A 25,337-nucleotide genomic window follows, 5' to 3' on the forward strand; every position below is an offset into this window, starting at 1 on the left:
CTAATCCATCAGAATGTCTTAAATGTTCTCGCTTATTTCAGCGATATTTACCTTGTCTTCTACTTATTTAATAGTAAATAGATAGGCACATCACAACAAACTGACAAATTACCACAGCACCTTCCAGTCTATCAAAAAAAGCCTAGCTTGTCATCTAGAATTATGTTACAATGTTGGGTAAGGAGGTTATGTAGATGTTTACAATTTCTAATATACGCGAGCGGGCTCGCCAAACACTAAACGAGACACCTGGTATCTATCAAGTGGCTGTCATCCCCGTCACTATTTCTGTTATCGTTCAGTTAATTTCTTTCTCTCGCAATAGCCTTGCTGGAGTGTCGGCTGAGGAACTTGCTAGTCCTAGCTACTTTATTTCTACCTCCTTGTTTCCAATATTTTACGGATTGCTATTAGGACTACTGCACTTATCCATTATATGCACTATATTTCATCTTATCAAAGGGGTAAAAACTTCCACATCATTTAAAGATGCGCTGATGATTTTCAATCATAAAGATTTCTGGAAAATCTTTCGAACCTACATTTTAAAAAGTTTCTTGCTCTTCCTTTGGGGACTCCTGTTTTACCTTGGCATCGGTCTACTTATCGGTGCTGGAACGATGATTACAATTATAGCTGCATCCAGTCAAACCTTGGATCCTAATGCGCTTCCTATGGAAATCCTTGCCATACTGGGGCTAATGGCTATGGGAGGTATCCTACTTATGCTTTTAGGGTTGGCTCTTTATATTCCACAAATCTATGCCTACTCACAGGTAGAATATATCTTGTTTGAACAATTGGAACGCGAAGAATATACAAGTGCCTTTTCAATCATTCGGTCTAGTCGAAAGTTGATGAAAGGTTACAAGTTTAAACGCTTTACACTTGATTTATCCTTCATTGGCTGGTTCCTTCTTGTCATTATTACATTTGGCCTGGCTGGTTTATATGTATGGCCGTATCACTATGCTGCCCAAATGCACTTCCATGAAGAAATTTTAGATGATCAGGCTAAGAAAATGAGTTACGTATAAAAGTAAGAGCGATATATGCTCTTATTTTTATACACGCTTTTTATGTTGATATTTAAGAAAAAAATATAGTAATAATTGGTACAAACATTTGGATTGTGTTATACTATGACTGAGGAGCGACAAAGGACTATTTTAGCCTGCTTGGTATTGGAGCAGATTTCTTCCTTTCTATTTTTACGCCATGTGTAGTAATTTGTTCCAATTCTAAGCGTTCCTCACTTAGAGTCATCCAGCAGTTCAATGGTTCATTGAGCTGCTTTTTCGATGAAAAAGGGAGTGAGAAAGAACTCGACTGGTCTAAAAAAGAGTTCGTCTTCTCACCCCCGCACAGTTGATTAGGTCAGATTTGGAGTGTAATACACGAACAAATCTGCCAATCAACCACTGCGCTGAGATGTTGACACGAACTCTGAGTAGTAGCCGCTGGGCTTTTTGCCCAGCCTCTATTCGTATTGTTCTTTCATTTCAAGATATTCAATCTTGATACATTTATTCATGACAATATCGTTACGACCTGCCTGACGCAACAGTTTTTCTGCTTCTTGACTTTCTAAACCAAGTTGAGCCCAGAAAACTTTGGCGTTCGACTGGATAAATTCCTGGGCTACCTCTGGTAAAAATTCACTTCTACGGAAAACATCTACAATATCAATAGGTTGGTCAATCTCTGCTAGACTACTATAGACCAATTCTCCTAAAATAGTCCCACCAGCAGCCTTGGGATTAACTGGAATAATTTTATAGCCCGCTTCCTGCATGAGCTTGGAAACACGGTAGGCTGCTGTCTCTTCTCGACTAGACAAACCAACCACCGCAATGGTCTTAGCATTTTTCAGATAGTCAAAGATAATGTCCTGACTAGGATTTTGGAAGGAATAAGACATAGAGACCTCCTTTAATGTATATTAAATGTTAGAATCAATAAAAACTTAATGAATAAAGGTTGCTATAACACAATCTTGTCAGTTTTATCGTCATTTAGTTTTTCTTTTATTACTTCGTTAACTCGCTTTGCCGTACTCCAGTACAGCCTGCAGCTCGTTGCCTACTACTAAAAGTAAACTAAAAGACTATAACTCGTTACTGATTATAGCTTGTCTACCTTAATTATTTTTTAGCAATTTGGTACACGACATCCTTAACTTGCCCGATAACCTTTTTAAGGTTGGTCCGATCTTTATCGGTTCCTGGATCTAAGGAATAATAGATTGAACCCACAACCACGGAGTCATCATAAGCAGCTGTCGATTCCATCCGATAAAAAGTCAGACGAGCTAATTTTTGATCTGTTAATAACTGTCGCCCAACCTGCCATTCCTGACCATTGATTGTGACAACCGTCTTTTCACTGAAAGAATGATTTGTTTCAACCATCCGTGCTTCTAATTCCTCCGGCGTCATATTGCGACCGTCTTCCAATGGAGACTGATTAAAAGCATTGATATTATAGAGTTGGACCATGTAATTGCTGGAACCTTCTTTAACATCATAGACTGCAGCGACTGTCTCATCCTGAGTATTTTCTGCATTAATTGTCCAAGTAGATGGTACATCATAATAACGGAAATATTCCTTGATATTCCCATTTTCATCTTTTTCAGCAACACCATTATTGGCCGCATAAATCTTGTGGCCTTTTTGTGTTTCGTCAGCAGGTGGTGTACTATTAACAGCTACAAGCTCTGCATTTGCTAAAACATTGAACTGTTCGTTCGTAGTATCCTGCTTTTCTTGCAAAATCGGTAAAGTGGTTGAAAACTCTTCCCCTGAGGAAGCTGGTGTTTTCTCTGCCTTCTGCGATGTTTTTCCGCAACCTGCGAGCAGAAGACTACATAAACCAATACAAAGAACTATCTTTTTCATACTCTTCCTTTCTTACTTAGCTTCATACCATGTCGGTCCCTCATTTTCATCCGCAATCAATGGTACAGACAGGCTAATCGCCGATTCCATGGTCTCTTTTACCATGGCTTTTACCGTTTCTAGCTCTGCCACTGGGACTTCCAAAACAATCTCATCGTGTACTTGCAATAACATACGTGTCGCAAGACCTGCTTCAGTCAAAGCCTTGTCAAGATTAATCATGGCTACTTTGAGAATATCTGCAGCCGAGCCTTGAATTGGTGAGTTGATGGCTGTTCGTTCCGCAAAATTACGGACATTGAAATTGCGAGAGTTTATATCTGGTAATTCACGACGGCGTTTGTAAATCGTCTCTACATAACCCTTATCACGTGCCTCACGAACAATGGTTTCCATGTAATTCTTAATTCCTGGGAAGCGTTCAAAATAGGTATCGATATAGGCTTTAGCTTCCTTACGTGTAATCCCCAAGTTATTGGATAGACCGAAATCTGAAATACCATAGACGACACCGAAGTTTACAGCCTTGGCATTCCGACGGTCATTTGGTGTCACATCCTCAGCTTTTTCGATACCGAAGACCCGCATAGCTGTCGAAGTGTGAATATCTGCACCTTGCTGGAAGGCCTCAATCAAATGCTGGTCCTGAGAAATATGAGCCAAGACGCGCAATTCAATCTGTGAATAGTCCGATGCCAAAAGGACACTATTTTCAAGAGATGGCACAAATGCCTTACGAATCAAGCGCCCTTGTTCTAGACGAACAGGAATATTTTGCAAGTTAGGGTCGGTCGAAGATAGGCGACCTGTTTGTGTCAAATCCTGTACATAGCGGGTATGAATCTTACCATCTTCTAAAATGGCATCCTGCAAGCCGACTACATAAGTTGATTGAAGCTTGGTAATCTGACGGTATTCCAAGATTTTTGAAACAACTGGTGCAATTGGCGCTAATCGTTCTAAGACATCCACTGCTGTTGAATAGCCTGTCTTGGTCTTCTTGGTATATTCCAACGGCAGTCCCATATCTTCAAAGAGAATGGTCCCAAGCTGCTTAGGCGAATTGATATTAAATTCCTGACCAGCTAGTTCATAGATTTCCTTGGTCAACTGGTCAATCAAAACTTCATTTTCAGATTGCATAGCTTTGAGAGTCTCAGCTTCCACTTTAATACCAGCAATCTCCATCTTAGCTAAAACATTTGCCAGTGGCAACTCCATGTCAAACAAAAGATCTAATTGCTGATTTTCTTCTAATTTGGTCAGCATCGGCTCTTCTGTCTCAATCAAAACCTGAACCTTACGTGCCAAGTGTGGGAAAAAGATCTCGCGTTCTGGCAAGTCTAACTTAGCACCCTTGCCATAAATTGCCTCATCTGGAACAAGACTGGTCTGACCATAGAGGTTGGCAATGGTTGTTAGGGAGTTGTCCTCAACGGTGGAAAGCAAGTATTTGGCTAGACGGCTATCGAAAGTAGCTGGAGGTAGCGTAATCTCTTTTCGGTCAAGAAGAACTTTTCCACGCTTAAAGTCATAGGTTTTTATGGTTTGGTTTTCGAAAAAGTCACGCAAGACTGGACTATCAAGTAGCTCAGGCCCTCCGACATAGATTTTCTCCTTATCCCCCCAAGCTAAACCAACCAAATCCTCTCGGTGATAATTTTCACCCAAGATTTCAAAATAGAAAAACTGGTCTTTTTTGAGCATAGCGGAGCTGATTTCCGTTACGATTTGGAAATCGAGTACCGCTTCCTCTTGCGAGCTGGTCGTACCTAACTGAGCCCTTAATTGCTTGAAGCCCATGTCATCATAAAATTGTCCCAGTTCATCCAGCTTAGGACCTTGATAAACAATGTCATCCAGACCAATTTCGATTGGTGCCTGAGTATCAATGGTAGCAAGTGTACGAGATAGGAAGGCCTTCTCCTTATCAGCAATCAGGTTTTCTTTCATCTTAGAAGCCTTCATGCTGTCAATGTTTTCGTAGATACCATCCAAAGAACCAAATTCTGTCAGGAGTTTTAGACCGGTTTTTTCACCGATTTTGGTCACCCCAGGGATGTTATCGGACTTATCGCCCATGAGGGCCTTGAGGTCGATAAACTGAGTAGGGGTAATCCCCATTTTTTCCATGAGGTAGGCTGGGGTAAATTCTTCGAATTCGGCTACCCCTTTCTTGGAAATTTCGACTACGGTGTTCTCATCAGTCAGCTGGATCAAATCCTTATCACCGCTAACAATGGTCACATCGAAAGGAATGTCTGTCCGCTCTGCCATTTTGTCCAAGGTACCGATAATGTCATCTGCCTCATACTGATCCAGTTCGTAATGCTTGACTCCCATGGCATCCAACATCTGACGGATAAAAGGAAACTGCTCACGGAATTCGTCTGGAGTCTTGGCACGACCTGCCTTATAGTCTGCATACATCTCCGTACGGAAAGTGGTCTTTCCAGCATCAAAAGCCACGAGAATATGGGTCGGTTCAATCCGCTTCATCATGTGGTCCAGCATGAGATTGAAGCCGTAGATAGCATTGGTGTGAAGACCTGTCGGACTCTTAAAACGATCAATTTGATTATAAAGTGCAAAGAAAGCACGGAAGGCTACCGAAGAGCCATCGATTAATAATAATTTATTTTTTTTCATGTCTCTATTATAGCATGAAACGTATGTTTTAGTGGACTAGGGAGGGCTGGAATAATAGAAAATCCCAGTCAGTGACTAGGATTTCTCTTTTCGATAATAAATGTTCTTTGCGACTACTAAACTATGTGGTTTTTCATATTCTTGATCTAGGTAAGATTGGTAGGTTCCTGGAGCAATGAAACCGCGCAAGCCTAGGACATCTGTTCCTGCTTGACCGATTACTGAATCGGCCAAAAGGACGCAGTTGGTTGAGAGGACAAAGTAGGTTTTGAATTTTGATTTTTTAAATTTGAAAAGTGCTGCCCCAATTGCCTCTTTCATGCGGTAGGCATACATTTCGATAGGCTGGCCGTCTGACCTTCTAGAGACCTTTTCCGCACTTGGTTGCCATGGAAGCAGTAAACCTTCTATTTCAGCTAGTCACGTTTCTACTGCTTTTTCCTGCTCAGAACTCAATGCTAATTGATAGCCCAACATAGTCATTCCTTCTTGGTTACAAAAATCAATGTAGGCCTGACGTTCAGCTTTAAACAAAACTCCGTCACCAATTGCACCACCCAAACGCTCCGACAGGACATCGTATGAACCAAAACCGTAGACCTGCCCTTTGTAACTCAAATCAACATGCCCAACTGCTCCGAACCCTTCTTCTCCAACGTGTACAAAGACTTCTAAGGCTGGAAGCTCCGCAATTTCTTTGCGGCGGTTATAGATAGATTGAGCCGTTTGTCCCTTATTATCCGCCAAGTAATCATTGACTTTTTGCAGGGTCATGCGAGGAATCAAAGCTGCTAAAAATAATGGTAGGGGCAAACGGACATGGCGCTTAAGATTTTGTTGCTCAATAGCCTCTTCAAACAAGAAACCATCACGCAGATTAGTTAGTCCGTACAAGACCAGATACCCACCTATGACAATTGTTTGAACAACTAGCTGTGTGCCTGATACAAAGAGAGAGGCGATGCCTAACAGGGATAGCCAAACTCCGTCAATCAAAAAACGAATCCGTGGCTGCACCCCATCTTTTCTATATAGATAGAAAGTAATGAAATTAATGACTGCCGTAAAAAGCTGGTAAATCCCTATAAAAATAGCTGCAAAATAGAGAGGAATTTGAATAGCCAAATCAATACTTGCCAAAATACCAAATAACACTGCTTTTCCCACTAGGGCAAGCACACTTTCACTCGACTTCTTCTTTCTGAAAAATATCATGCTTAATTCATATAAAGCCAAAAAGAATAAACCTGCGTGAACAAATCGAAGAATCAGTCCTGGAAATTGCCAACCAGCAATTAAAAATCCAATACCGATGAAGACTAAAATCAGACCTTCTCCAACTAATTTTCGACCTGTTAATCCTAAATCACTTATTTTTTTCATGAGATGATTATAGCATACTTATAGACTTGTGTTTACAGAAAAATCCTAGATACACTAGGATTTTTGAATCGCAAGACTGTCGTTCTCTTTTTAAAATTCCTTCCAAACCCAGACTGTACCTCGCTCTCCTTTTTCAAGGCTCGGGTTAAAACAGTCTATTCCCAGACTGTGCCTCGCTCTCCCATTTTAAGGCTCGGGTTAAAACAGTCTATTCCCAGACTGTGCCTCGCTTTCCCATTTCAAGGCTCGGGTTAAAACAGTCTATTCCCAGACTGTGCCTCGCTCTCCTTTTTCAAGGCTCGGGTTAAAACAGTCTATTCCCAGACTGTTTTAATCAACCGACTTCAAGGCCTCCAGCATATCCACCTTTCTCAGATGGTGATTGACGTACCAACCAAGAGCAGCCAAAATTCCACTAATGGCTAAGATAGGAATGAGATAGACTTCTAGTCCGACAGATGGATTGAATCGGATACTGTCCGAACCAATCATGGCAAGAAGGAGCTTGTGGAGATAGATACCGCCAACCAGTCCAACCAACATACCAATCAGCGAAAGAGCAATGGTTTCACGATAGATGTACATGGTCACCTCTTTATTGTGGAAGCCCAGTACCTTGATCGTAGATAATTCACGAATCCGTTCAGACATATTGATAATTGTAAGGTTGTAAAGAATAACCAAGCCAAGCAAGATGGATAGAATGACTAGAATGGTCATGATGGTCTGAAGCGAGCCTGCAATCGTGGTAAGCATGTCTATAAGAGAAGTATTTTGAACCAAACTTCTAACTGCTAGCATCGCTAAGAGTTGACTTGCAAGAGTCTGAATATGCCCCAACTGACTGTCTTTCAACTGAACCAGATAGGCATTAGCAGTCTTCTGCTTGCCGGTCACTTGTTCGTAGTAGCTATCTGTCATATAGATAAAATGCCCTGCGTACATATCAGCCACAGCCTCTACCCTGACTGAAACTTCCTTATCTTCCAAGGTCAGTGATAACTTATCACCAACTGAAACTCCGTAGATTTGCGCCAATTTTTCTGTGAGAACAATTCCCCTATCACTCAGTTTAATAGGCTGACCTGTCGAACTTTCCAGACTAACTTGATTTCCAAAATCCCGACGGTCTGAAATGTAGAGACTAATCGATAGATTCTTTCTCTGACCGTTTTCTTCCATCGTTTGATTGAGCTGTTCAAAAGCCACTGGCAAGGATTGGCGAACCTGATCTGACTGAAGAAAATGTGTTAACTTATCCAACTCTTCCTCAGTAGCTCTGCTATTTTCCACCACCAACATATCATAATGGATCAGCTCCCCAAACTGTCGTTGGACAACTCCTGAAATAGAGGAACGGATACCCAGTCCTCCAAAAAGAAGGGCGACGGTCCCTGCTACTCCAAAGATGGTCATAAGCATACGAAGCTTGTAGCGGAAGATATTGCGAGCTGTCACCTTATGGGTAAAGCTTAGACGAGACCAGATAGCCGGCCATTTTTCAAGCCAAATGCTGGAGCCTGTAACCGGTGGCTTAGGTAAAAGTAGCTGAGCAGGTTTTTCTATCAGTTCCCGACGAGCCACCAAGTAAGCTGGCAGGACCGAGGAAGCCAGAGACAGGAGCAAGGCTAAACCTGTCCAAAGGGGATAAAAATAAAGTTTAGCTGGTCCAATCACGGTTGTCTGCGTAATAATGTTGGAAATAAGTGGAGACAAGAGGAGATTCCCTGCTATTATGCCGACTATTGTTCCTGCCAGACCTGCCGCCAAACCATAGAGAATGAACTTAGCCATAATCTGTCTATTCGTATAGCCAAGGGCCTTGAAGAGACCTGACTGGGTTCGCTCTTCATCGACAAAACGGGCCATGGTAGTAAAGGTCACTAGAGCTGCAACAAGGTAGAGAACAACTGGGAAGACATTGCCCACTGCTGCAATAGACCTAGTCGCATTGCTATAGGTAGTATAGCCATCCCCCCCTGGTAGGCTTGTTCGAGTATAGACCTGATAAGGCGCTTTTTCCAGCTTACTTAAGTCGGATTTAGCCTGAGCAATCTCGGTTTGAGCTTGGCTAATTTCTTGATCGGCCGAAGCTTTCTTTTCAGAAAATTGGGATTGAGCTTGACTTAACTCTTTATCAGCCTCCTCCAAACGGAGTTCTTCCTGACGGAGCAGTTGATTTGAAGACTCTAACTGACTCAGTCCCCATTCATAGTCTTCTACTCCTTTATTGTAGGCTGCAATGCCTTGTTCATACTGACTCAAACCTGCTTGATAACGGGCCAAACCTGCCTGATATTCTTGATTCCAAGTTTGGTACTGGGCTAGATTGCTATTGTATTCATTTTGTTTGGTTTGATAGTAATCATAACCTTGTAAATAGGCTTGGTTGGCCTGCTCATGTACAGATTCCATTTGGTCTAATCGGCTTTTCTCAACATCCAAACCTTCCTGTCTAGCCAACAAGTCAGGATAGTCTGAGAGGGTTTGGCCTTCTTGCAAGTGATTGGCAATTTCAAGGTCTAACTCTTGCTGAGCTTGAAACCAACTAGCTCTCCCTGTGGAAATCTGAGATGCGGTCTGACTCAGTTGGGCATTTTGGGAATCCAATTCTTGCTTGGCCTTTTCTAACTGCTGGGCTGACGTTTCTAATTCCATCTGATAGCCGTCTAGAAACGAAGCAGTCTGTTCTAATTGAGCCTTACGCCCATCCAATTCCTTTTTACTTTCTTCCAATTCAAACTTATTTTTTAATAGTTGGGCTTGGGCAGCTCGTAATTCAGCTTCCGTTTGGACAACCTTAGCCCTACCACGTGCAAACTCTCTACGACCTGTCGCTAATTGCTCCTCCCCTGTTTCCAGTTCTGACTCGGCCTGTTCAAGCTGGGATTGAGCCTGAGCAATTTCCTCTTCCCCTTTTGAAATATCTGTCTGTCCATCTGACTGAATAGCTGCCAATCGTTGTTCATCATTGTTAGCCAATAACTTTTCTAAGTCTTCTTGGTGCTGGTCCAACCTGTCTTGATAGGCCTGACTGTAATATGGTAAATCAACCAAATCATCATAGCGAATACGGGCAATAGTGTAAACTTCTGATTTGAAGGTATCCTGACTAACAAGGCCATAGCCACCTAACTGCCCGTCACCACTTGCAGCCATGCCCATGGTTTCATTGTCCCAAATTTCTGCTGATGCGACAAAGCCCACAAGAGTAAAACTTGTCTGTGTCAAGATTTTTCCATCCTTATCAGACTCCGTCACTTGAACAGTATCGTCCAATTTATAACGATTTTTTAAAGAAGCTGATAGGGCTATTTGCCCCTTTTGACTGGGCATTTCCCCTTCTACTAGCTTATAGGTCGATAGGGTCTTGGGAGCTGAAAACAGCCGAATTGCAGTCTGTCCTTCATTAGTAACCACATCTTTAAAGTAGCCCGCTTCAAGAGTAGCACCTTCTATCGTTTCTAATTCGTCAAGGTCAGCTTGACTAAGTCCCAGACCTGAAATTACTGCCAAATCCATTGTCCTATGGTCAGCGATATAGGCTTGGGCCGTCTTTTCCATATTGGGAGCTGTTACTTTCAGACCTGTCAAAGCTAGAGCTCCTAGCATCATCAGGCTAAATATGGACAAAAAACGCCCCTTGGAAGAAAGCAGAGATTGTCTCATATCCTTCCAGTAGATTTTCTTTTTCATAGTTTCACCCACTAATATTCTAGGCTTGCAATATCCTGTGGTTCTGCGTGTAACTCAACGGAGTGTACACGGGCATCCCGCATTCGAATCACTCTGTCTGCAATAGGGGCTAGGGAACTATTGTGGGTAACGATAATCACCGTCGCCCCCTGCTTGCGGGACATATCTTGTAGGATTTGCAAGACCTGCTTACCTGTTTGATAATCCAGGGCACCTGTCGGTTCATCACAGAGGAGAATTTTAGGATTTTTTGCAACGGCACGGGCAATGGCCACACGTTGTTGTTCGCCGCCTGAAAGCTGAGCGGGGAAATTATTGATACGGTGACCGAGTCCGACCTGTTCCAAGACCTCCTCGGCATCCAAGGCATCCTTGACGATTTCTGCTGCCAACTCCACATTTTCCTTGGCGGTCAGATTGGCAACTAAGTTATAAAATTGAAAGACAAAACCTACATCATCTCTACGATAATTGGTCAGTTCATGACTTGACAGCTTGGCGATATCTACACCGTCAATCCAAACCTCCCCCTCGTCATTGCTATCCATGCCACCTAAAATATTGAGCAGAGTGGATTTGCCCGCACCCGATGAGCCAAGAATGATGACCAGCTCCCCCTTTTCAATCTCAAAGGACACACCGTCATTTGCCACAATGGTCGCATCCCCCATTTGGTAGTATTTTGACGAATTCTTTACTTGGATGTAGGACATGGCACACCTCGCTTCTTCTCTTCCTAACAACTATATTCTTACTACTTATTATAGCACAAAAGAGGGATTCTCACCCTCTCTGATCATCTATTATACTTGGGCAATAGCAGAGCCACCATAGAGTTTCAATTCTTCTCTGATGATCTGGTAGTAGTAGCGATCAAAAGCCTTCCAAGCCTGCCTGCTAGTCTCACTCAATCGCAGATCACCCAGTCCAACCAAAAAGCTAGTCGAACGGTAGAATTTCTCAATCGCAATCAGTTCTGTATTGGTGACCGTCCTGGCCTCCGACAATATGCGTGTCGTCTCTGTCAAATTATGTTGGAACCGTTGCTCATCAGCTGTTCCGACTTTATCTGCTTGAAAGGCCTGATTCAAGTCTTGAATGAGGGCCAAAACGTCTTGAATAATCTGTGTCTTTTCCATAAAAGACCCTCCTTTGAATTATTGAATTTAGTATATCAAATTAGACAAAGATATTCAAGTCCTTTGTAGAATCCCTTGATTTATATTTATGTTGATATTATAATTATAGGGAGTAACACATTTATACATCTATCCGTTCGCCATTTCTCCCTTGGAGGTATCTATGTTTCAAATTGAAGGTAAGCTATTTTTCCGTAGCAAGAAAAACTTAGTCGCTATCTTGGTCATGCTGATGACTATTCTAGCTAGTTCCCTTCTAGCAGGCTACCATAATCGGCAAGCCAAATTAAAGGTCATCCAACACTATGAACAGTCTATCCGAAATTTTGAAAATATCATACAAGATTTAGAAACACAGTATCAGAATCAAACTCTCAGTGAAGAGGATTACCAGGCTGAACAAACATTTTTTACAGACTATATTGCCAACTACCAGAAGGAGATTGAGGCGGTCAAAAAGGAGGACTGGACCTATTTTTATGAGAAAAATATCCAGCACTATCAGCAGGATGGCCAATACGTCAGCCTTTCCTACCGAAGCTATGAATTTACCCCACAAACCATCGAAAATACCTTCTTGATTTCCAAATATCTGTTAGAAAAGGAGATACCCTCTGCCTTTCCAACTGAGCTTTACCTGACAGCCTTTGAAAATCCCAAAACACCAACAGACAGAGAAATCGTCAAAAGCCGGGGCCAGCAGGCCTTAAAAGGAACCAGTCATGAAATCTGGCAAGGGCAAAAACAGCTGGGGCTAATCATCTCTCTCCCCCTATTTCTCTTAACTTTCACCAATTTTTTCATTAAGGACCAGCAGGGAACTAGCCGGCAGATTCGACTTTTGCAAACTCTAGGTCTGAGTAGGATTCGGATTACTACTAATAAATACTTAGCCTACCTGACACTATATACCACCCTATTTCTCACTCTCTATCTGAGCCATTTTCTCATCGCTTTTTTGCTAAATGGCAATAGTAGCTGGATCTATCCCGTCACCACCTATAGCAGTAAGGGAATTGATTTCAGCCTGATCCAAACAGCTATCAAACCTATTTACCAAGTCATCTTACTGGCCTGTGGCATGCACTATCTCTACCTGCTATTTTTGCTGGGAGTGGCACAGACCTTGGCTAGAGTTTTAAAAAATGGACTGGCTGGACTGGTTGTCACACTAGGACTTTTCATCTCTGCCAACTTCTATCCCCATATCTTCAATCCATTTAGCCTATGGAAGGCAGGCAATCTGGCGGACGGAAGTGCTATCATCTACCAGCAATTAACAGGATACAGTATTCCAAAAGTCTTTACGGTTCTTCTCATCAGTAACCTGCTCATCTATTGCCTGCAATTCTATCTCCTGACAAGAAAAAGTGAGGTCTAACCATGCGATTATCCATACACAATTTGTGCAAATCCTACGGGAAAAAGAACATACTAGACCAGCTAAACCTAGAACTGGTGGAGCCTGGAATCTGGGCCTTGATTGGGCCAAACGGTTCTGGAAAGACTACCCTCCTAGACTGCATAGCCAACCTGCAAACCTTTGATTCGGGAGAGATTTCAATAAATGGCAAAAAGCACGATAATCCAACTGTCTACCAAACCTTTTCCTACCTACAGGACAACCGTGTTCTCTACCCTGAATTGACTGGGCTGGAACATTTGCGATTGGTCCAAACTATACAGGGTTTACCCAAAGAGCGGATTGAGGAAGTCATTGAAGAAATCGGTATCCGTGATTATGTGAAGATCCCTGTCAAAAATTATTCCCTGGGAATGAAGCAACATCTCCTGCTGGCTATCGGTATTATGAACAAGCCCCAGGTCATGCTCTTGGATGAACCCTTGAACGGCTTGGACCCAACCAGCTACATCCAGACCAGAAAATTGCTCCAGAAACTAGCCAAAAATGGTTCAACCATTATCGTGTCTTCCCACCAATTAAACGAGGTGGACCAGCTAACCGACCAGTTGCTCTTTCTTAAACAGGGAAAAATCATTGAGTGGAAACTGGAACAGGTTGGGCGACAATATGCCGTTCAGACTAGTGACAATCAGACAGTTTATCAGAAACTTGGGCAAGTGAAGGGACTGACCTTGGCCAATGATAGCATTCAGGTAGACACGAGTATTCACAGTCTGCATTTCTACCTAGACCAGCTCATGTCTTGTCAGGTGGAAATTTTGGATATTAGCATTCAGGAGCACCAGTCCGAAGAAATCTATAAAGAACTATTTGAATAGGGAGGCTTGACCATGAATCTATTGTCCCTTTTCATTCTACGACTGAAACGTAATGCTATTTTTCTAGCCCTCATAACTGCTGTGGCTCTTATCCCACTTGCTCTGTCCTATCGGAATATTCTAGAGGCCGAAAACCTGCGATTTGAGGATCGAACCCGCATCATACAAGTCAAAAAAGAAGCTGAAATTGTCTTGTATGCTGACGATAAGGAAGCCCAAGCCTTAGACCAGGAAAGCATGGATTATTATAAAAAACTCTTGGAACTGGCGACCACCTACTTAGAAAAGGAACATATCCAAGGCAAAAGTCAGGAGGTCTTGGAAACTGAGTTAGAACTCTATCAGACCTTGCAAAACTGGGAGGCAAAGGGAAATAGAATCAATCATTTTACGAGCAGCGAACTGGCAGAACGTATCACAGTCTATAAAAAAGTTCTAGAGCAAACTCTGACCTTTCACTACCCTACTGCTCCCAAGGATTTTTATCTGACCTTGTTACAATTTCTTCCAGCTAGTAACTATATGATTCCTCTCGTCATCTGCTGTCTCTTAGTCTGGCTTCTGATGACTGACCTTTCCAAACATCGTGGTCTCCTCTTTATCAACGGACTATCCCCTGGTCAATATGCCACTAGCCTGACCTTACTTGCTCTTCTCCTCCAAGTTGCTATCTATGCTCTCATCCTGTTCATGCTACTTCTATTGGCACATCAGTTCCGATTTACCTTCCAAGAACAATATCCCATTCTGATTGGCGCGAATCCTCAGTCTACCATAACAGTAGGGAAGCAGTTGCAGAAACTCTTGCTGGAAATGGCTGGTGTGACAGTTTTCTATCTAGCCTTTATCCGATTAGCAACTGCTAAATTCCTACAGAGATATAAGCGAAAATAAGCCACACCGAGCAAGGTGGCTTTTTGCCATCAAAAAACGATGCCTGTTCAGACACCGTAATATTCTTTTATTTAACAGCCTCCAAAGCCGCTTCATAGTCTGGATGTTCGTTGACATTGTCCAGGTATTCTACATAGGTGATTTGGTTGTCGGCATTGAGGACAAAGACCGCACGCGCCAGCAAATTCCACTCTCGCATAAGTACACCGTAGGATTTACCAAAGGCATGGTCATAGTAATCAGACAGGGTGATGGCATCCTCCAAACCAGCAGCCCCACACCAGCGTTTTTGGGCAAAAGGCAGGTCTGCTGAAATCGTCACGACAACCGTATTGTCACGGTCAGCCAGTTCCTGATTGAAGCGACGAGTCTGGGTATCGCAAATCCCTGTGTCAATAGAAGGCACCACACTGATGACCTTAGTCTGCTTGCCAAAGTCCTTCAAACTTTTCAGGCTCAAGTCATTAGCCATGAGCACAAAATCAGGAGCTACATCTCCCACTTGCAATCGTGGACCTACCAAGGTCACTGGTTTTCCAATAAAGGTTGTCATAAAACATCTCCCTTGCACTTAATATATCTATTGTAAGCGTTTATGACGAAAAATACCAGTTTTTTGACTAGTATTTTCATTATAGTTTGTAGGTTTTCAATCGCAGAGCGTTCAAGACGACTGACACTGAGCTGAGGGCCATGGCTGCACCTGCAAACATAGGACTGAGCAGAGGACCACTAAATACATGTAAGAGACCCATGGCGATTGGAATGCCAATCACATTGTAAGCAAAGGCCCAGAAGAGATTTTGTTTGATAGTCCGCATGGTTGCCTGGCTGAGTTTAACAGCCTTGACCACATCCAAAATGTCACTATGCATGAGAACAATGTCGGCAGACTCAATGGCAATATCAGTCCCTGAACCAATAGCTAGACCCACATGGGCTTGAGCTAGGGCTGGGGCATCGTTGATACCATCCCCTACCATGGCGACTGTCTTGCCCTGTTCTTGTAAGAGCTTGACTTGGTTGGCCTTATCATCTGGTAGGACCTGACTGACCACCTGCTCAATGCCGACTTCCTTGGCAATGGCCTGGGCAGTTTTTTCATTGTCCCCTGTCAGCATGACCACTTCTAATCCCATAGCTTGCAGAGCCTGGACAGCCTGACGGCTGGTCTCTTTTACTTTATCAGCAATGGCAATGACTGCTAGTAATTCTTGCTGGGTGGCTAGGAAAACAGGCGTCTTGGCTTGATGGGCAAATGCCTCCGCAACTGCAGGTCCTTGGGAAACATCAATTCCCTGTTCTTGCATTAACCGTTCATTTCCCAGATAGATGGTCTGCTCTGCTATTGTCACCGAAAGACCACGACCAGAAAGTGCCTGAAAATCGGTGGCGGGCAAGAGAGTAATCTTTTCTGTCTGAGCTGCTTGCAGGAGAGCCTGAGCCAAGGGATGCTCGGAAAATTGCTCGCTACTTGCTGCCAGCTGGAGAACTTGCTCACGATTTTTAGCAGACACCAGATGAATGTCTGTCACCTGTGGCTTGCCCTCTGTAATGGTCCCAGTCTTGTCAAAGACAATGGTGTTCACACCTTGTAGGGTTTCAATAGCTTGACCAGACTTGAACAGAAGACCGTTTTCTGCCCCTTTTCCAGTTCCTACCATGATAGCCGTAGGGGTTGCTAGACCCAGAGCACAAGGGCAGGCGATAACCAAGACGGCGATGATAATACTAAGTGAAAAAATCCATGATTCTTGCCCCAAGAAGTACCAGGCCAGCCCAGACAAGAATGCCAAGCCCATGACAACTGGCACAAAGACGGCAGATACTTGGTCAGCGAGTTTGGCAATGGGGGCCTTAGACCCTTGAGCCTCTTCTACCAAGCGAATGATCTGAGCCAGAGTCGTATCACGACCAACCTTGGTAGCCTGCATGGTAATGGCACCTTGCTGGTTAAGGGTACCGCCAAAAACACTGTCGCCTTCAGCCTTCTTCACTGGCAGGCTCTCACCCGTCAGCATAGACTCATCCACACGTGTCTGGCCTTCTAGAACTTGACCGTCAACAGGAATCTGCTGACCTGGGCGAACAATGACCTGGTCACCGACCACCACATCTTCAATCGGCACTTGCATTTCCTGCCCATTTCGCAAGACCTGGGCCGTCTTGGGAGCAAGGTCCATCAATTTCTTAATGGCCTCAGAAGTCTGACCTTTGGCTCTAGCTTCAAAATATTTTCCTAGGGTAATCAAGGTCAAGATAACGGCGGCTGATTCAAAATACAGTTCTGGATGGTGACCGTGCATGGCTACTTCTTTTCCCATCAGAAGAAAAGCAATCATCAACAGACCTTGAACCAAGGCTGCTCCAGTCCCAACAGCAATCAAGGAATCCATATTGGGATGGCCTTGCAAGAGAGTTTTAAAGCCTTTTTGGAAAAAACTGCGTCCGATATAGAGGACAGGGATGAGCAAGATGACTTGGCTGACCGCATAGACTAGCGGTTGATGGAGCAAGGCTGGTAATGGAAGACCGCCCCAAGGCAACATTGGCCCCATAGCAATATAGAGCAGTGGAAGAGTAAAGACTGCTGACCAGACAAATCGTTTCCAAAGACCGTCTTCCTTGCTTGGTCCCTTATCCACCGTCTCTTCCACTTGATCTGGTCTGAACAGTTGATAACCTGCTTGCTCAACTGTTTTTTCAAGACTGGCTGGATTTTGCCTATCACGGCTATAACGGATGGTTGCCTTTTCTGTTGCCAGATTTACAGAGACTTCTTCTACACCCTCTAGTTTGCCCAGAGCTTTTTCAACCGTCATAGCACAGGAAGCACAGGTCATGCCTGAAATGTCATAAGACTCGGTCACCAAGTTATCGACTAACTGGTATCCCGCCTTTTCAACTGCCTGACAAATATCCTCTAGTCCCAAAAGCTTTTCATCGTAGTTAACACTCAATTTTTCAGTCGCCAGGTTAACACTGGCCTCTTCTACTCCTGCTAGTTTACCAACAGCTTTTTCAACCGTCAGAGCACAAGAGGCGCAGGTCATGCCTTGAATGGGATAGCTTGCTTGTTTCATAGGTTACTCCTTTTCCGACTACATCTGTAAACAAATTATACAACATACGACTACATTTGTAAACATTTTTGATTGATACTCTTCAAAAATCAAAATCAGACGTTGTTGACTTGATTTGATGAGTGAAAGGATCCAGTGGAGTCTTTCAGCCTGTTACCTTGAAACAAAATAGTAACAGGGTTCTATCTGCGTAAGTAGAAACGAACTACGTTCGCTCTATCTCTAACCTCCAAAGGTTCCCCAAACCTTTGGAGCTAATCTGTTTTTGATTTTCATTAAGTATAAAAAATAGATTGGAGAGACCCCAACCTATTTCTTACTAGTCTGATTTGACTCTACAAGACCATAGTGGCAGTTTACCATGGAAATCATAGAAGCAAATTTAATAAATAAAACAAGCAATGTACTTTTAATACATCTTTATCGAATCGACTACATTCGCTATACCTATCTAAGACATATCAATCAGTCGTGTCTCCCAGGTGAAATAGTTTTTTCAAACGTGCCCATAAACTTTGCTTTTTAATTTTTGTAGCAATTGCTGGTACTTCTTTTCCATCTGACTGAGTCGCATGTCTATCGGTCGAAGACTTATCTTCACCAATGTAAGGATCTCTTTCGTCCATACGGCTAACATCAACGACAGTAGATGGACCGCTTGAAAAATAATATAGTTCTTCGAGTATATCGGCAGTTTCTGAACTCTCCAATGTAATACTTGGAATAAATTCCTGACTCGATTGATACCCAATTACTAATGGAGGCACAATGGCATCAAAGATTGGATAACGGCTATACCAATCGCCAAAAGATACCTCTCCTGTAGTTAAGTTGACTGCTGCTTCCCTTTCGAAAAGCACTTCCCCAATATATGAATCAGCTACTTCTTCTCTCTCTTCATTTAGATAACAGATTGTTCTCCTGATTTTTCTTTCAAGATGATGGGGAGTCAAATGTGGAATACGACGTAAATACTGAGCCAAGTCCAAGGGGAGTTCTTGATAGTCATTTTCAATCATTTCGCGATGAACTTCAACTATCCGTGCTTGAAGATACAACTCCACATCACGATAATAGTCTTCTTCACCGACCACCTTCGTCTCCAACAGCTCATAACCCTCGTCTTTATAGATGTCAACTAATTGCTCCAAATTATACGGAGCCTCTTCACCTGTTCGAATCACCAACTGAAGTTCTTCAAGAACCTGCAAGGTACTGACATCTATGATCCGAATATAGAATCGATATGGACAAGAATAATAGCGTACGATTTCATTAAAAACAAGCTTCTCACCTGTTGGAGTAACAGAATATTCTGGTATTAACTGCCTTTGAGTTTCATAACCAACTAAATCTGGAACCCTAACTTCTGGGAACGGTGCCTCGACTTCCCACTCACCATATCGGACTGACTGCGTCGCAAGGTTTAATTCCGCTGTCCGGCTGACTCTGCTTTCTTGAACAATGTCTGGGAATAAGGTCTGACCCGTGTCAGATAAAAATTGAACAACTCGTTGATTGATATAAGTTAAATCGTGTAATTCCAATCCTACTGGAACCATCGTCGAACAACCATCCAAATCCATCATTCTATAAGCCGGTAACGGATGCTCATAATCGATAGTCATCACTTTCGAACGTAGGGTAACAGTATAGTGAAGTTCTTGCTCGCTAAACGATAGGATAGATGGACAATCACTAGTCAGAATTTCATACCCTGGAAATGTTAGCAGTTGGTGGGAAACTTCTTCTCCCAGCATACCTGTTAACACTTCTTTTCCTAAACTGCCGTGCTCAGATTGGTAATCGATATGAATATTTCCAACCTTTGGTCGATAATAAACATGGACAACCTCATTCTCTGTGATAAGGGAGGATGGTTTTGCCGGTACATATCCCACCTCCATGTCAAAATCATCCAAGACTGGCGAAAGAATCTTATCAAATCCTGATGAGGTGGAACAAGTCCATTGACCGTAGGTAATTTCACCCGTCGCTATCTCAACAAGGGCATGACGTGAGAAATGAATGACTTGCCGTTCCTCTTTAAAAGGTGCATGACCAACACATTGGAAATAGATGGTACGTGTTACAGTCTTAGTTAAATCTTCCATCTCGAGACCACTTGGCCAAGATAGGCGTGGATAACCTTCTATAGTCGAAAAAGCTTCTTTTGGTGATTCTGTCGTTACCTTTTCTTTGACTGAGTGAACATAGAGCGTTAATTCCGTATCGATTTGTTGGTACTGAATTTCTATTTTTTTATGTTTCTTAGGAAGGCAGTATCCTGCATCAGTCAGAGGTAGTAACATCTGATTGAAGACACGAGTAATCTCTTCTGTGTCTGGATTATGACATTTCCTTTCCCTCAGTAATACACCATCAGATTCTCGAAAAATACGAAGAGTATATACGGTTTCTCGTTCACTATAATATACTGTTATTTCTTGATGTGCGCTGTAAGGAGTGACCTCCGTAGAGGAAACACGGAGATGGTCCGCATAAAATTGAGGATGTTCAGGAGGCGTAATCTCTTCGAAAGTAAGGTGATTATGATCCCATGGTTGATAAGTAATTAAACCTGAGACAAGGTTTACCTGCGCACTCCGAGAGAAGCTTACCATATCTAGTCTATCAGGAAAAGCCTCTTCCCCATTTTCATACAAAAAACGAATCCGACGGTGAACCGTACGCTTCAACTCCTCTTCGGTCACACCCTTTGGCCAAAACGGCCCTGTAGGACTATTTTCATCAACAACCGTTCCAGCTTTTTTCGGCTGATTTGGCATTACCGTGAGGAGGCGAGGACGGAGAATAATCTGATAGGTGTTCTCTTCTCCATCATCAACACCAAAAATCCCGTCTGTTGGATAGTCATTTGAGACCAACTCATAACCAGCTGCCAAGTATGGCTGGATTTTCTCATCTGGACGATAGTGAATTGGATCTCCAGCTTTTCCAAATAGTTGAATAGTATCTAGTTCTACGCCATCTTCCTCAAGGACTAATTTAATGAGAATCTTTTGGATAATTTTAGAGTACGTGATGGACTCAATCCGATTTTGTTTCATCGGCGAAAGATGATTCCATGCAGGAATATGGAGTGGCTTAGCCAAATAACCAGAGATTTTGGGTGCTTCAACGGCTGGAAAAACCGTTGTCTCACCTTCCCACGGACCATAATAGATATGACCTGTTACCAAGTTCCATTGAGCCCGTCTATAAAAATGTGCAACCTGATAAATCGGTTCTAGAATTACTTCCCCCTCTTCATCGTAGAAATGAACGGTTCGCTGGACTTCCCGATGAAGTTCTTCTTCTCCTAATTCTGAAGGCCATACAATACTATCTTCCATTTCCGGATAGACACGTTCTCCTACCGCTGGATAGGTAGTTGGCACATCAATATCCATCACTACTGGCCTCATCTGGATAACGATAGGAACATTGCCTTCTGCATGAATATATTGAGAAGATTCCAAGTCATTACGAACCACTTCATAACCCTTTGCAATAAGGCCCTGAACAAGCGATGCAACAGGATAACGAATCACATCACCCGTTTTTCCATTGAAAGTATCCTCTGCAAGAATTGCCCCAGTTTCTTCATCTACTACTTGAATAGGAATTTCTCTGGTACTACGTCTATAGACAATAGTCGTCGAAACTTGGTTTGTAGGCAAGGAAAGAACCTCAATAGCAGGAATTTCTCGTTCTGATGGAGTAAAGCCAGGAAGCTCTTGCACAGAATACAGAGGAAAAGATTTATTACCTGTAGAAGACCTCCAAGGTAGATAGGTCAATTCTTCCGTCACAAAATTAAACATGGCTGTTCGTGATAAGACTATCTGTTGAACAACAGGAGGGAGAGCCTGACGACCATCTTCGTAGGTAAAAGAGAGTATCCGTTCAAAAACATTGACCAAGTCTGCCTCAGCGACACCCTCTGGCCATGTTAATTTTCCTTTTCCGTCAACTGCTGTTCCTGGAACTTTAGGCTCAGACGGTAGTACTAATACCACTCTTTCTTTCAAATACAGAGTAATAAAAACTTCTGAATCGACTTCCTCTGTTGTGATGTTTTCAACTGTATATCCCTTATTTAGCCAAATAGCTAACTCTTTAGCATTATCATAATCTTGCGGGCTTTCAATAGTTTTCTTAGCTACTTCTACATGGCGATCTATATCCATGACGCTTACAGTCACCATTTGTTGAGAATACGTCACATAAGTCTCCTTTCTCACTTTTAGTTTTCTATTCAATCGGTTTTATTTTACGTAACAAAAATGGAGCAGAGGAAGAGAATCCCTCCCACTATAGGACCCCTTCTCCACTCCACTATCTATTAAACACTTGGGCTACTCAATAAAAAGCTTCACCTTCGTCATTAGAAATATTAGTATGTTTCTGCAAGCAGAATTGGTATTTTGGAAAGAATTTATTCATATAAGTAATGATTAGATCTTGATAACATTGTCTGGGGGGATGAGGTATCAAGAGAATTCAGTAAAACTTAGTGGGGTTGAATAGCCCAATAAAATACGAATGAGTCAACAGGAGTTAAGTAAACTAACCAGCCACTATTCCTCTTCTTTACGTTTTCTCATAGCGAGAGCTGTGCCGCCTAAGAGAGCTGCTACAACAAAAGCAATTTCTTGATTAGAGGCATCGCCTGTATTTGGCAACTGTTTATTTGTTCCTACTGAAGATGGTTGACCAAGCTTAGTCGCACCAGAAGTTGGAGTTTTAACGGAAGAATTTGAATTTGTTCCACTATCTTTCGCACCGCCATCAGTATCCTTCTTAGGATCTTCTGGGGTTTTCTTGTCGTCTGATGGGTCAAGTGGGTTAGTACCATTTTTCTTCTCGTCACCATCGTTCACGCCACCACCGTCGGTGTCTGGATTTAATGGATCAGTTCCGCCTTTCTTCTCGTCACCGTCTTTAACGCCGTCTCCATCGGTATCTGGGTTCTTAGGATCGGTGCCGTCGGTCTTCTCATCTCCATCCTTAACGCCATCGCCGTCGGTGTCTGGGTTCTTAGGATCAGTGCCGTCGATCTTCTCATCTCCATCCTTAACGCCATCGCCGTCAGTATCTGGATTCTTAGGATCAGTGCCGTCGGTCTTCTCGTCACCATCTTTGACGCCATCGCCGTCGGTGTCTGGGTTCTTAGGATCAGTGCCGTCTTTCTTCTCGTCACCGTCTTTGACGCCATCGCCGTCGGTATCTGGGTTCTTAGGATCGGTGCCGTCGGTCTTCTCATCACCGTCTTTAACGCCGTCGCCATCGGTATCTGGGTTCTTAGGATCAGTGCCGTCGATCTTCTCATCTCCATCCTTAACGCCATCGCCGTCAGTGTCTGGATTTAATGGATCTGTACCATCTTTCTTCTCGTCACCGTCGTTGACGCCGTCGCCATCGGTATCTGGGTTCTTAGGATCGGTGCCGTCGATCTTCTCATCTCCATCCTTAACGCCATCGCCGTCAGTGTCTGGATTTAATGGATCTGTACTATCTTTCTTCTCGTCACCATCGTTGACGCCGTCGCCGTCGGTATCTGGATTTAATGGATCTGTACCATCTTTCTTCTCATCCTCATCAGTAACACCGTCGCCATCAGTATCCTTGTTAGGATCCGTCACTTTAACTGTTACTGGGACTTCATCCTTAGAGCCGTCTGGGTAAGTCACGACTACGGTTGCTGGCTTGTCGCCTGGCGTCGTTGTGTCTGGCTTATCTTTCCACTCGTAGGTTGTACCTGATGGAAGGTCACCTTTATTGGAGATGCCGTCTTCAGCTTTCGGTGTGTCGCCTACTTTAGCTGGCACGTCTTGACCTTTCGGCGTAAAGTCATCTGCTTGAGTCTTCGGTACAGTTACTGATGTTGGGTCACTTGGGTTCTTACCTGGTTCGGTTTGCGTACCAGTATAAGTATCACCTGGTTTAGCTGGCGTGATTGGGGCTGTCCATGTACCATCTGGGTTGACTGGAACAGTTACTGTATTGCCGTCTGGCAAGGTTACGGTTACTGTACCACCTGGGGTACCTTCGCCTCCGATTGTCGTATCACCTGGATTAACTGGGTTAATTGTTGGTGGCACACTGTCTTCCTTAGCTGGCTCAGTCACTTTAACCGTTACTGGGACTTCATCCTTAGAGCCGTCTGGGTAAGTCACGACTACAGTCGCTGGCTTGTCACCTGGCGTTGTCGTGTCTGGCTTATCTTTCCACTCGTAGGTTGTGCCAGCTGGAAGGTCGCCTTTATTGGAGATGCCGTCTTCAGCTTTCGGTGTGTCGCCGACTTTGGCTGAGACGTCTTGACCAGTTGGGGTGTAGTCATCTGATTGCGGAGTTACTTTAACCGTTACTGGAACTTCATCCTTAGAGCCGTCTGGATAAGTCACAACTACGGTTGCTGGCTTGTCACCTGGCGTTGTTGTGTCTGGCTTATCTTTCCACTCGTAGGTTGTACCTGATGGAAGGTCGCCTTTGTTAGAGATACCGTCTTCAGCTTTTGGTGTGTCGCCGACTTTAGCTGGCACGTCTTGACCTTTCGGCGTGAAGTCGTCTGCTTGGGTCTTCGGTACAGTTACTGATGTTGGGTCACTTGGATTCTTACCTGGCTCTGTTTGCGTACCTGTATAAGTATCACCTGGTTTAGCTGGGGTGATTGGGGCTGTCCATGTACCATCTGGATTGACTGGAACAGTTACGGTATTACCATCTGGCAAGGTTACGGTTACTGTGCCACCTGGGGTGCCTTCGCCTCCGATTGTCGTATCACCTGGGTTGACTGGATTGATTGTCGGTGGAACGCTATCTTCCTTAGCTGGCTCAGTCACTTTAACCGTTACTGGGACTTCATCCTTAGAACCGTCTGGGTAAGTCACGACTATGGTTGCTGGTTTGTCGCCTGGCGTTGTCGTGTCTGGCTTATCTTTCCACTCGTAGGTTGTACCTGATGGGAGGTCGCCTTTGTTGGAGATACCGTCTTCAGCTTTCGGTGTGTCGCCGACTTTAGCTGGGACGTCTTGACCTTTCGGTGTGAAGTCGTCTGCCTGAGTCTTCGGTACAGTTACTGATGTTGGATCACTTGGATTCTTACCTGGTTCGGTTTGAATGCCTGTATAAGTGTCACCTGGTTTGGCTGGGGTGATTGGGGCTGTCCATGTACCATCTGGTTTGACTGGAACAGTTACTGTATTGCCATCTGGCAAGGTTACGGTTACTGTACCACCTGGGGTACCTTCGCCTCCGATTGTCGTATCACCTGGATTAACTGGGTTAATTGTTGGTGGCACACTGTCTTCCTTAGCTGGCTCAGTCACTTTAACCGTTACTGG

16 protein-coding genes are annotated in these 25,337 nt (G+C 43.6%); 4 read left to right on the top strand and 12 right to left on the bottom strand.

Annotated elements, in window-relative coordinates; genetic code table 11:
• The first annotated feature begins 194 nt into the window (after positions 1–194).
• Entirely contained in the window at positions 195–1,037 is an 843-nt protein-coding gene (locus tag ODU46_RS03605) for a DUF975 family protein (protein ID WP_024407038.1), read from the top strand.
• 443 nt (positions 1,038–1,480) lie between these two features.
• Here ODU46_RS03605 and ODU46_RS03610 read toward each other — a convergent pair whose 3' ends face one another.
• The 8 genes from ODU46_RS03610 to ODU46_RS03645 form a co-directional block, all read right to left on the bottom strand.
• Positions 1,481–1,921 carry a CoA-binding protein gene (locus ODU46_RS03610; protein WP_044693088.1) on the bottom strand — a complete coding sequence of 147 codons (441 nt, stop codon included), beginning with the start codon at positions 1,919–1,921 and terminating at the stop codon, positions 1,481–1,483.
• 223 nt (positions 1,922–2,144) lie between these two features.
• The gene (locus ODU46_RS03615; RefSeq protein ID WP_044677002.1) at positions 2,145–2,900 is read right to left on the bottom strand and encodes a hypothetical protein; all 756 of its coding nucleotides are present in this window, start codon (positions 2,898–2,900) and stop codon (positions 2,145–2,147) included.
• Between the two features lie 12 nt (positions 2,901–2,912).
• The gene (gene polA / locus ODU46_RS03620) at positions 2,913–5,549 is read right to left on the bottom strand and encodes a DNA polymerase I (protein ID WP_222812441.1); all 2,637 of its coding nucleotides are present in this window, start codon (positions 5,547–5,549) and stop codon (positions 2,913–2,915) included.
• Between the two features lie 75 nt (positions 5,550–5,624).
• On the bottom strand, positions 5,625–5,870 hold the full coding sequence (locus ODU46_RS03625; protein ID WP_398579238.1) for a hypothetical protein: 246 nt from the start codon (positions 5,868–5,870) through the stop codon (positions 5,625–5,627).
• A gap of 99 nt (positions 5,871–5,969) precedes the next feature.
• Positions 5,970–6,932: a hypothetical protein gene (locus tag ODU46_RS03630; RefSeq protein WP_398579239.1), complete on the bottom strand. Its 963-nt coding sequence runs from the start codon at positions 6,930–6,932 to the stop codon at positions 5,970–5,972.
• A 330-nt stretch (positions 6,933–7,262) separates the two neighbouring features.
• Complete coding sequence (locus ODU46_RS03635) at positions 7,263–10,628, bottom strand: FtsX-like permease family protein (protein WP_398579240.1); 3,366 nt, start codon at positions 10,626–10,628, stop codon at positions 7,263–7,265.
• An 11-nt stretch (positions 10,629–10,639) separates the two neighbouring features.
• Complete coding sequence (locus tag ODU46_RS03640; protein ID WP_253215912.1) at positions 10,640–11,341, bottom strand: ABC transporter ATP-binding protein; 702 nt, start codon at positions 11,339–11,341, stop codon at positions 10,640–10,642.
• A gap of 90 nt (positions 11,342–11,431) precedes the next feature.
• Positions 11,432–11,767, bottom strand: coding sequence for a helicase BlpT (locus tag ODU46_RS03645; protein WP_398579241.1), 336 nt, complete (start codon positions 11,765–11,767; stop codon positions 11,432–11,434).
• Between the two features lie 163 nt (positions 11,768–11,930).
• On the opposite strand from ODU46_RS03645, the gene ODU46_RS03650 reads away from it, so the two are divergent.
• From ODU46_RS03650 to ODU46_RS03660, 3 genes are read left to right on the top strand one after another with little or no spacing between them, the layout of a single operon-like run.
• Positions 11,931–13,148, top strand: coding sequence for a hypothetical protein (locus ODU46_RS03650; RefSeq protein WP_398579242.1), 1,218 nt, complete (start codon positions 11,931–11,933; stop codon positions 13,146–13,148).
• 2 nt (positions 13,149–13,150) lie between these two features.
• Complete coding sequence (locus ODU46_RS03655) at positions 13,151–14,011, top strand: ABC transporter ATP-binding protein (RefSeq protein ID WP_222812445.1); 861 nt, start codon at positions 13,151–13,153, stop codon at positions 14,009–14,011.
• Positions 14,012–14,023: 12 nt separating this feature from the next.
• Complete coding sequence (locus ODU46_RS03660) at positions 14,024–14,905, top strand: hypothetical protein (RefSeq protein WP_398579243.1); 882 nt, start codon at positions 14,024–14,026, stop codon at positions 14,903–14,905.
• Positions 14,906–14,972: 67 nt separating this feature from the next.
• On the opposite strand, the gene tpx is transcribed toward ODU46_RS03660, so the two are convergent.
• The 4 genes from tpx to ODU46_RS03680 form a co-directional block, all read right to left on the bottom strand.
• Positions 14,973–15,458 (bottom strand): thiol peroxidase, encoded by a 486-nt coding sequence (gene tpx, locus ODU46_RS03665; protein WP_398579244.1) that lies wholly within the window; start codon positions 15,456–15,458, stop codon positions 14,973–14,975.
• A gap of 79 nt (positions 15,459–15,537) precedes the next feature.
• The gene (locus tag ODU46_RS03670) at positions 15,538–17,988 is read right to left on the bottom strand and encodes a heavy metal translocating P-type ATPase (RefSeq protein ID WP_398579245.1); all 2,451 of its coding nucleotides are present in this window, start codon (positions 17,986–17,988) and stop codon (positions 15,538–15,540) included.
• Positions 17,989–18,449: 461 nt separating this feature from the next.
• Complete coding sequence (locus tag ODU46_RS03675) at positions 18,450–22,217, bottom strand: hypothetical protein (RefSeq protein ID WP_398579246.1); 3,768 nt, start codon at positions 22,215–22,217, stop codon at positions 18,450–18,452.
• A 354-nt stretch (positions 22,218–22,571) separates the two neighbouring features.
• A partial coding sequence (locus ODU46_RS03680) for a Rib/alpha-like domain-containing protein (protein ID WP_398579247.1) occupies positions 22,572–25,337 on the bottom strand: 2,766 nt, incomplete at its 5' end.

Source organism: Streptococcus sp. 2020WUSS089 (assembly GCF_044427405.1).
GTDB classification, from domain to species: Bacteria; Bacillota; Bacilli; order Lactobacillales; family Streptococcaceae; genus Streptococcus; species Streptococcus hashimotonensis.

Excerpts from the sequence above, each read along its gene's own strand:
- ODU46_RS03605 (WP_024407038.1), top strand. The coding sequence starts at position 195 with ATGTTTACAATTTCTAATATACGCGAGCGGGCTCGCCAAACACTAAAC.
- ODU46_RS03615 (WP_044677002.1), bottom strand. The coding sequence starts at position 2,900 with ATGAAAAAGATAGTTCTTTGTATTGGTTTATGTAGTCTTCTGCTCGCA.
- ODU46_RS03645 (WP_398579241.1), bottom strand. The coding sequence starts at position 11,767 with ATGGAAAAGACACAGATTATTCAAGACGTTTTGGCCCTCATTCAAGAC.
- ODU46_RS03610 (WP_044693088.1), bottom strand. The coding sequence starts at position 1,921 with ATGTCTTATTCCTTCCAAAATCCTAGTCAGGACATTATCTTTGACTAT.
- ODU46_RS03640 (WP_253215912.1), bottom strand. The coding sequence starts at position 11,341 with ATGTCCTACATCCAAGTAAAGAATTCGTCAAAATACTACCAAATGGGG.
- ODU46_RS03670 (WP_398579245.1), bottom strand. The coding sequence starts at position 17,988 with ATGAAACAAGCAAGCTATCCCATTCAAGGCATGACCTGCGCCTCTTGT.
- polA (WP_222812441.1), bottom strand. The coding sequence starts at position 5,549 with ATGAAAAAAAATAAATTATTATTAATCGATGGCTCTTCGGTAGCCTTC.
- ODU46_RS03660 (WP_398579243.1), top strand. The coding sequence starts at position 14,024 with ATGAATCTATTGTCCCTTTTCATTCTACGACTGAAACGTAATGCTATT.
- ODU46_RS03630 (WP_398579239.1), bottom strand. The coding sequence starts at position 6,932 with ATGAAAAAAATAAGTGATTTAGGATTAACAGGTCGAAAATTAGTTGGA.
- ODU46_RS03655 (WP_222812445.1), top strand. The coding sequence starts at position 13,151 with ATGCGATTATCCATACACAATTTGTGCAAATCCTACGGGAAAAAGAAC.
- ODU46_RS03650 (WP_398579242.1), top strand. The coding sequence starts at position 11,931 with ATGTTTCAAATTGAAGGTAAGCTATTTTTCCGTAGCAAGAAAAACTTA.
- ODU46_RS03635 (WP_398579240.1), bottom strand. The coding sequence starts at position 10,628 with ATGAAAAAGAAAATCTACTGGAAGGATATGAGACAATCTCTGCTTTCT.
- ODU46_RS03625 (WP_398579238.1), bottom strand. The coding sequence starts at position 5,870 with ATGAAAGAGGCAATTGGGGCAGCACTTTTCAAATTTAAAAAATCAAAA.
- tpx (WP_398579244.1), bottom strand. The coding sequence starts at position 15,458 with ATGACAACCTTTATTGGAAAACCAGTGACCTTGGTAGGTCCACGATTG.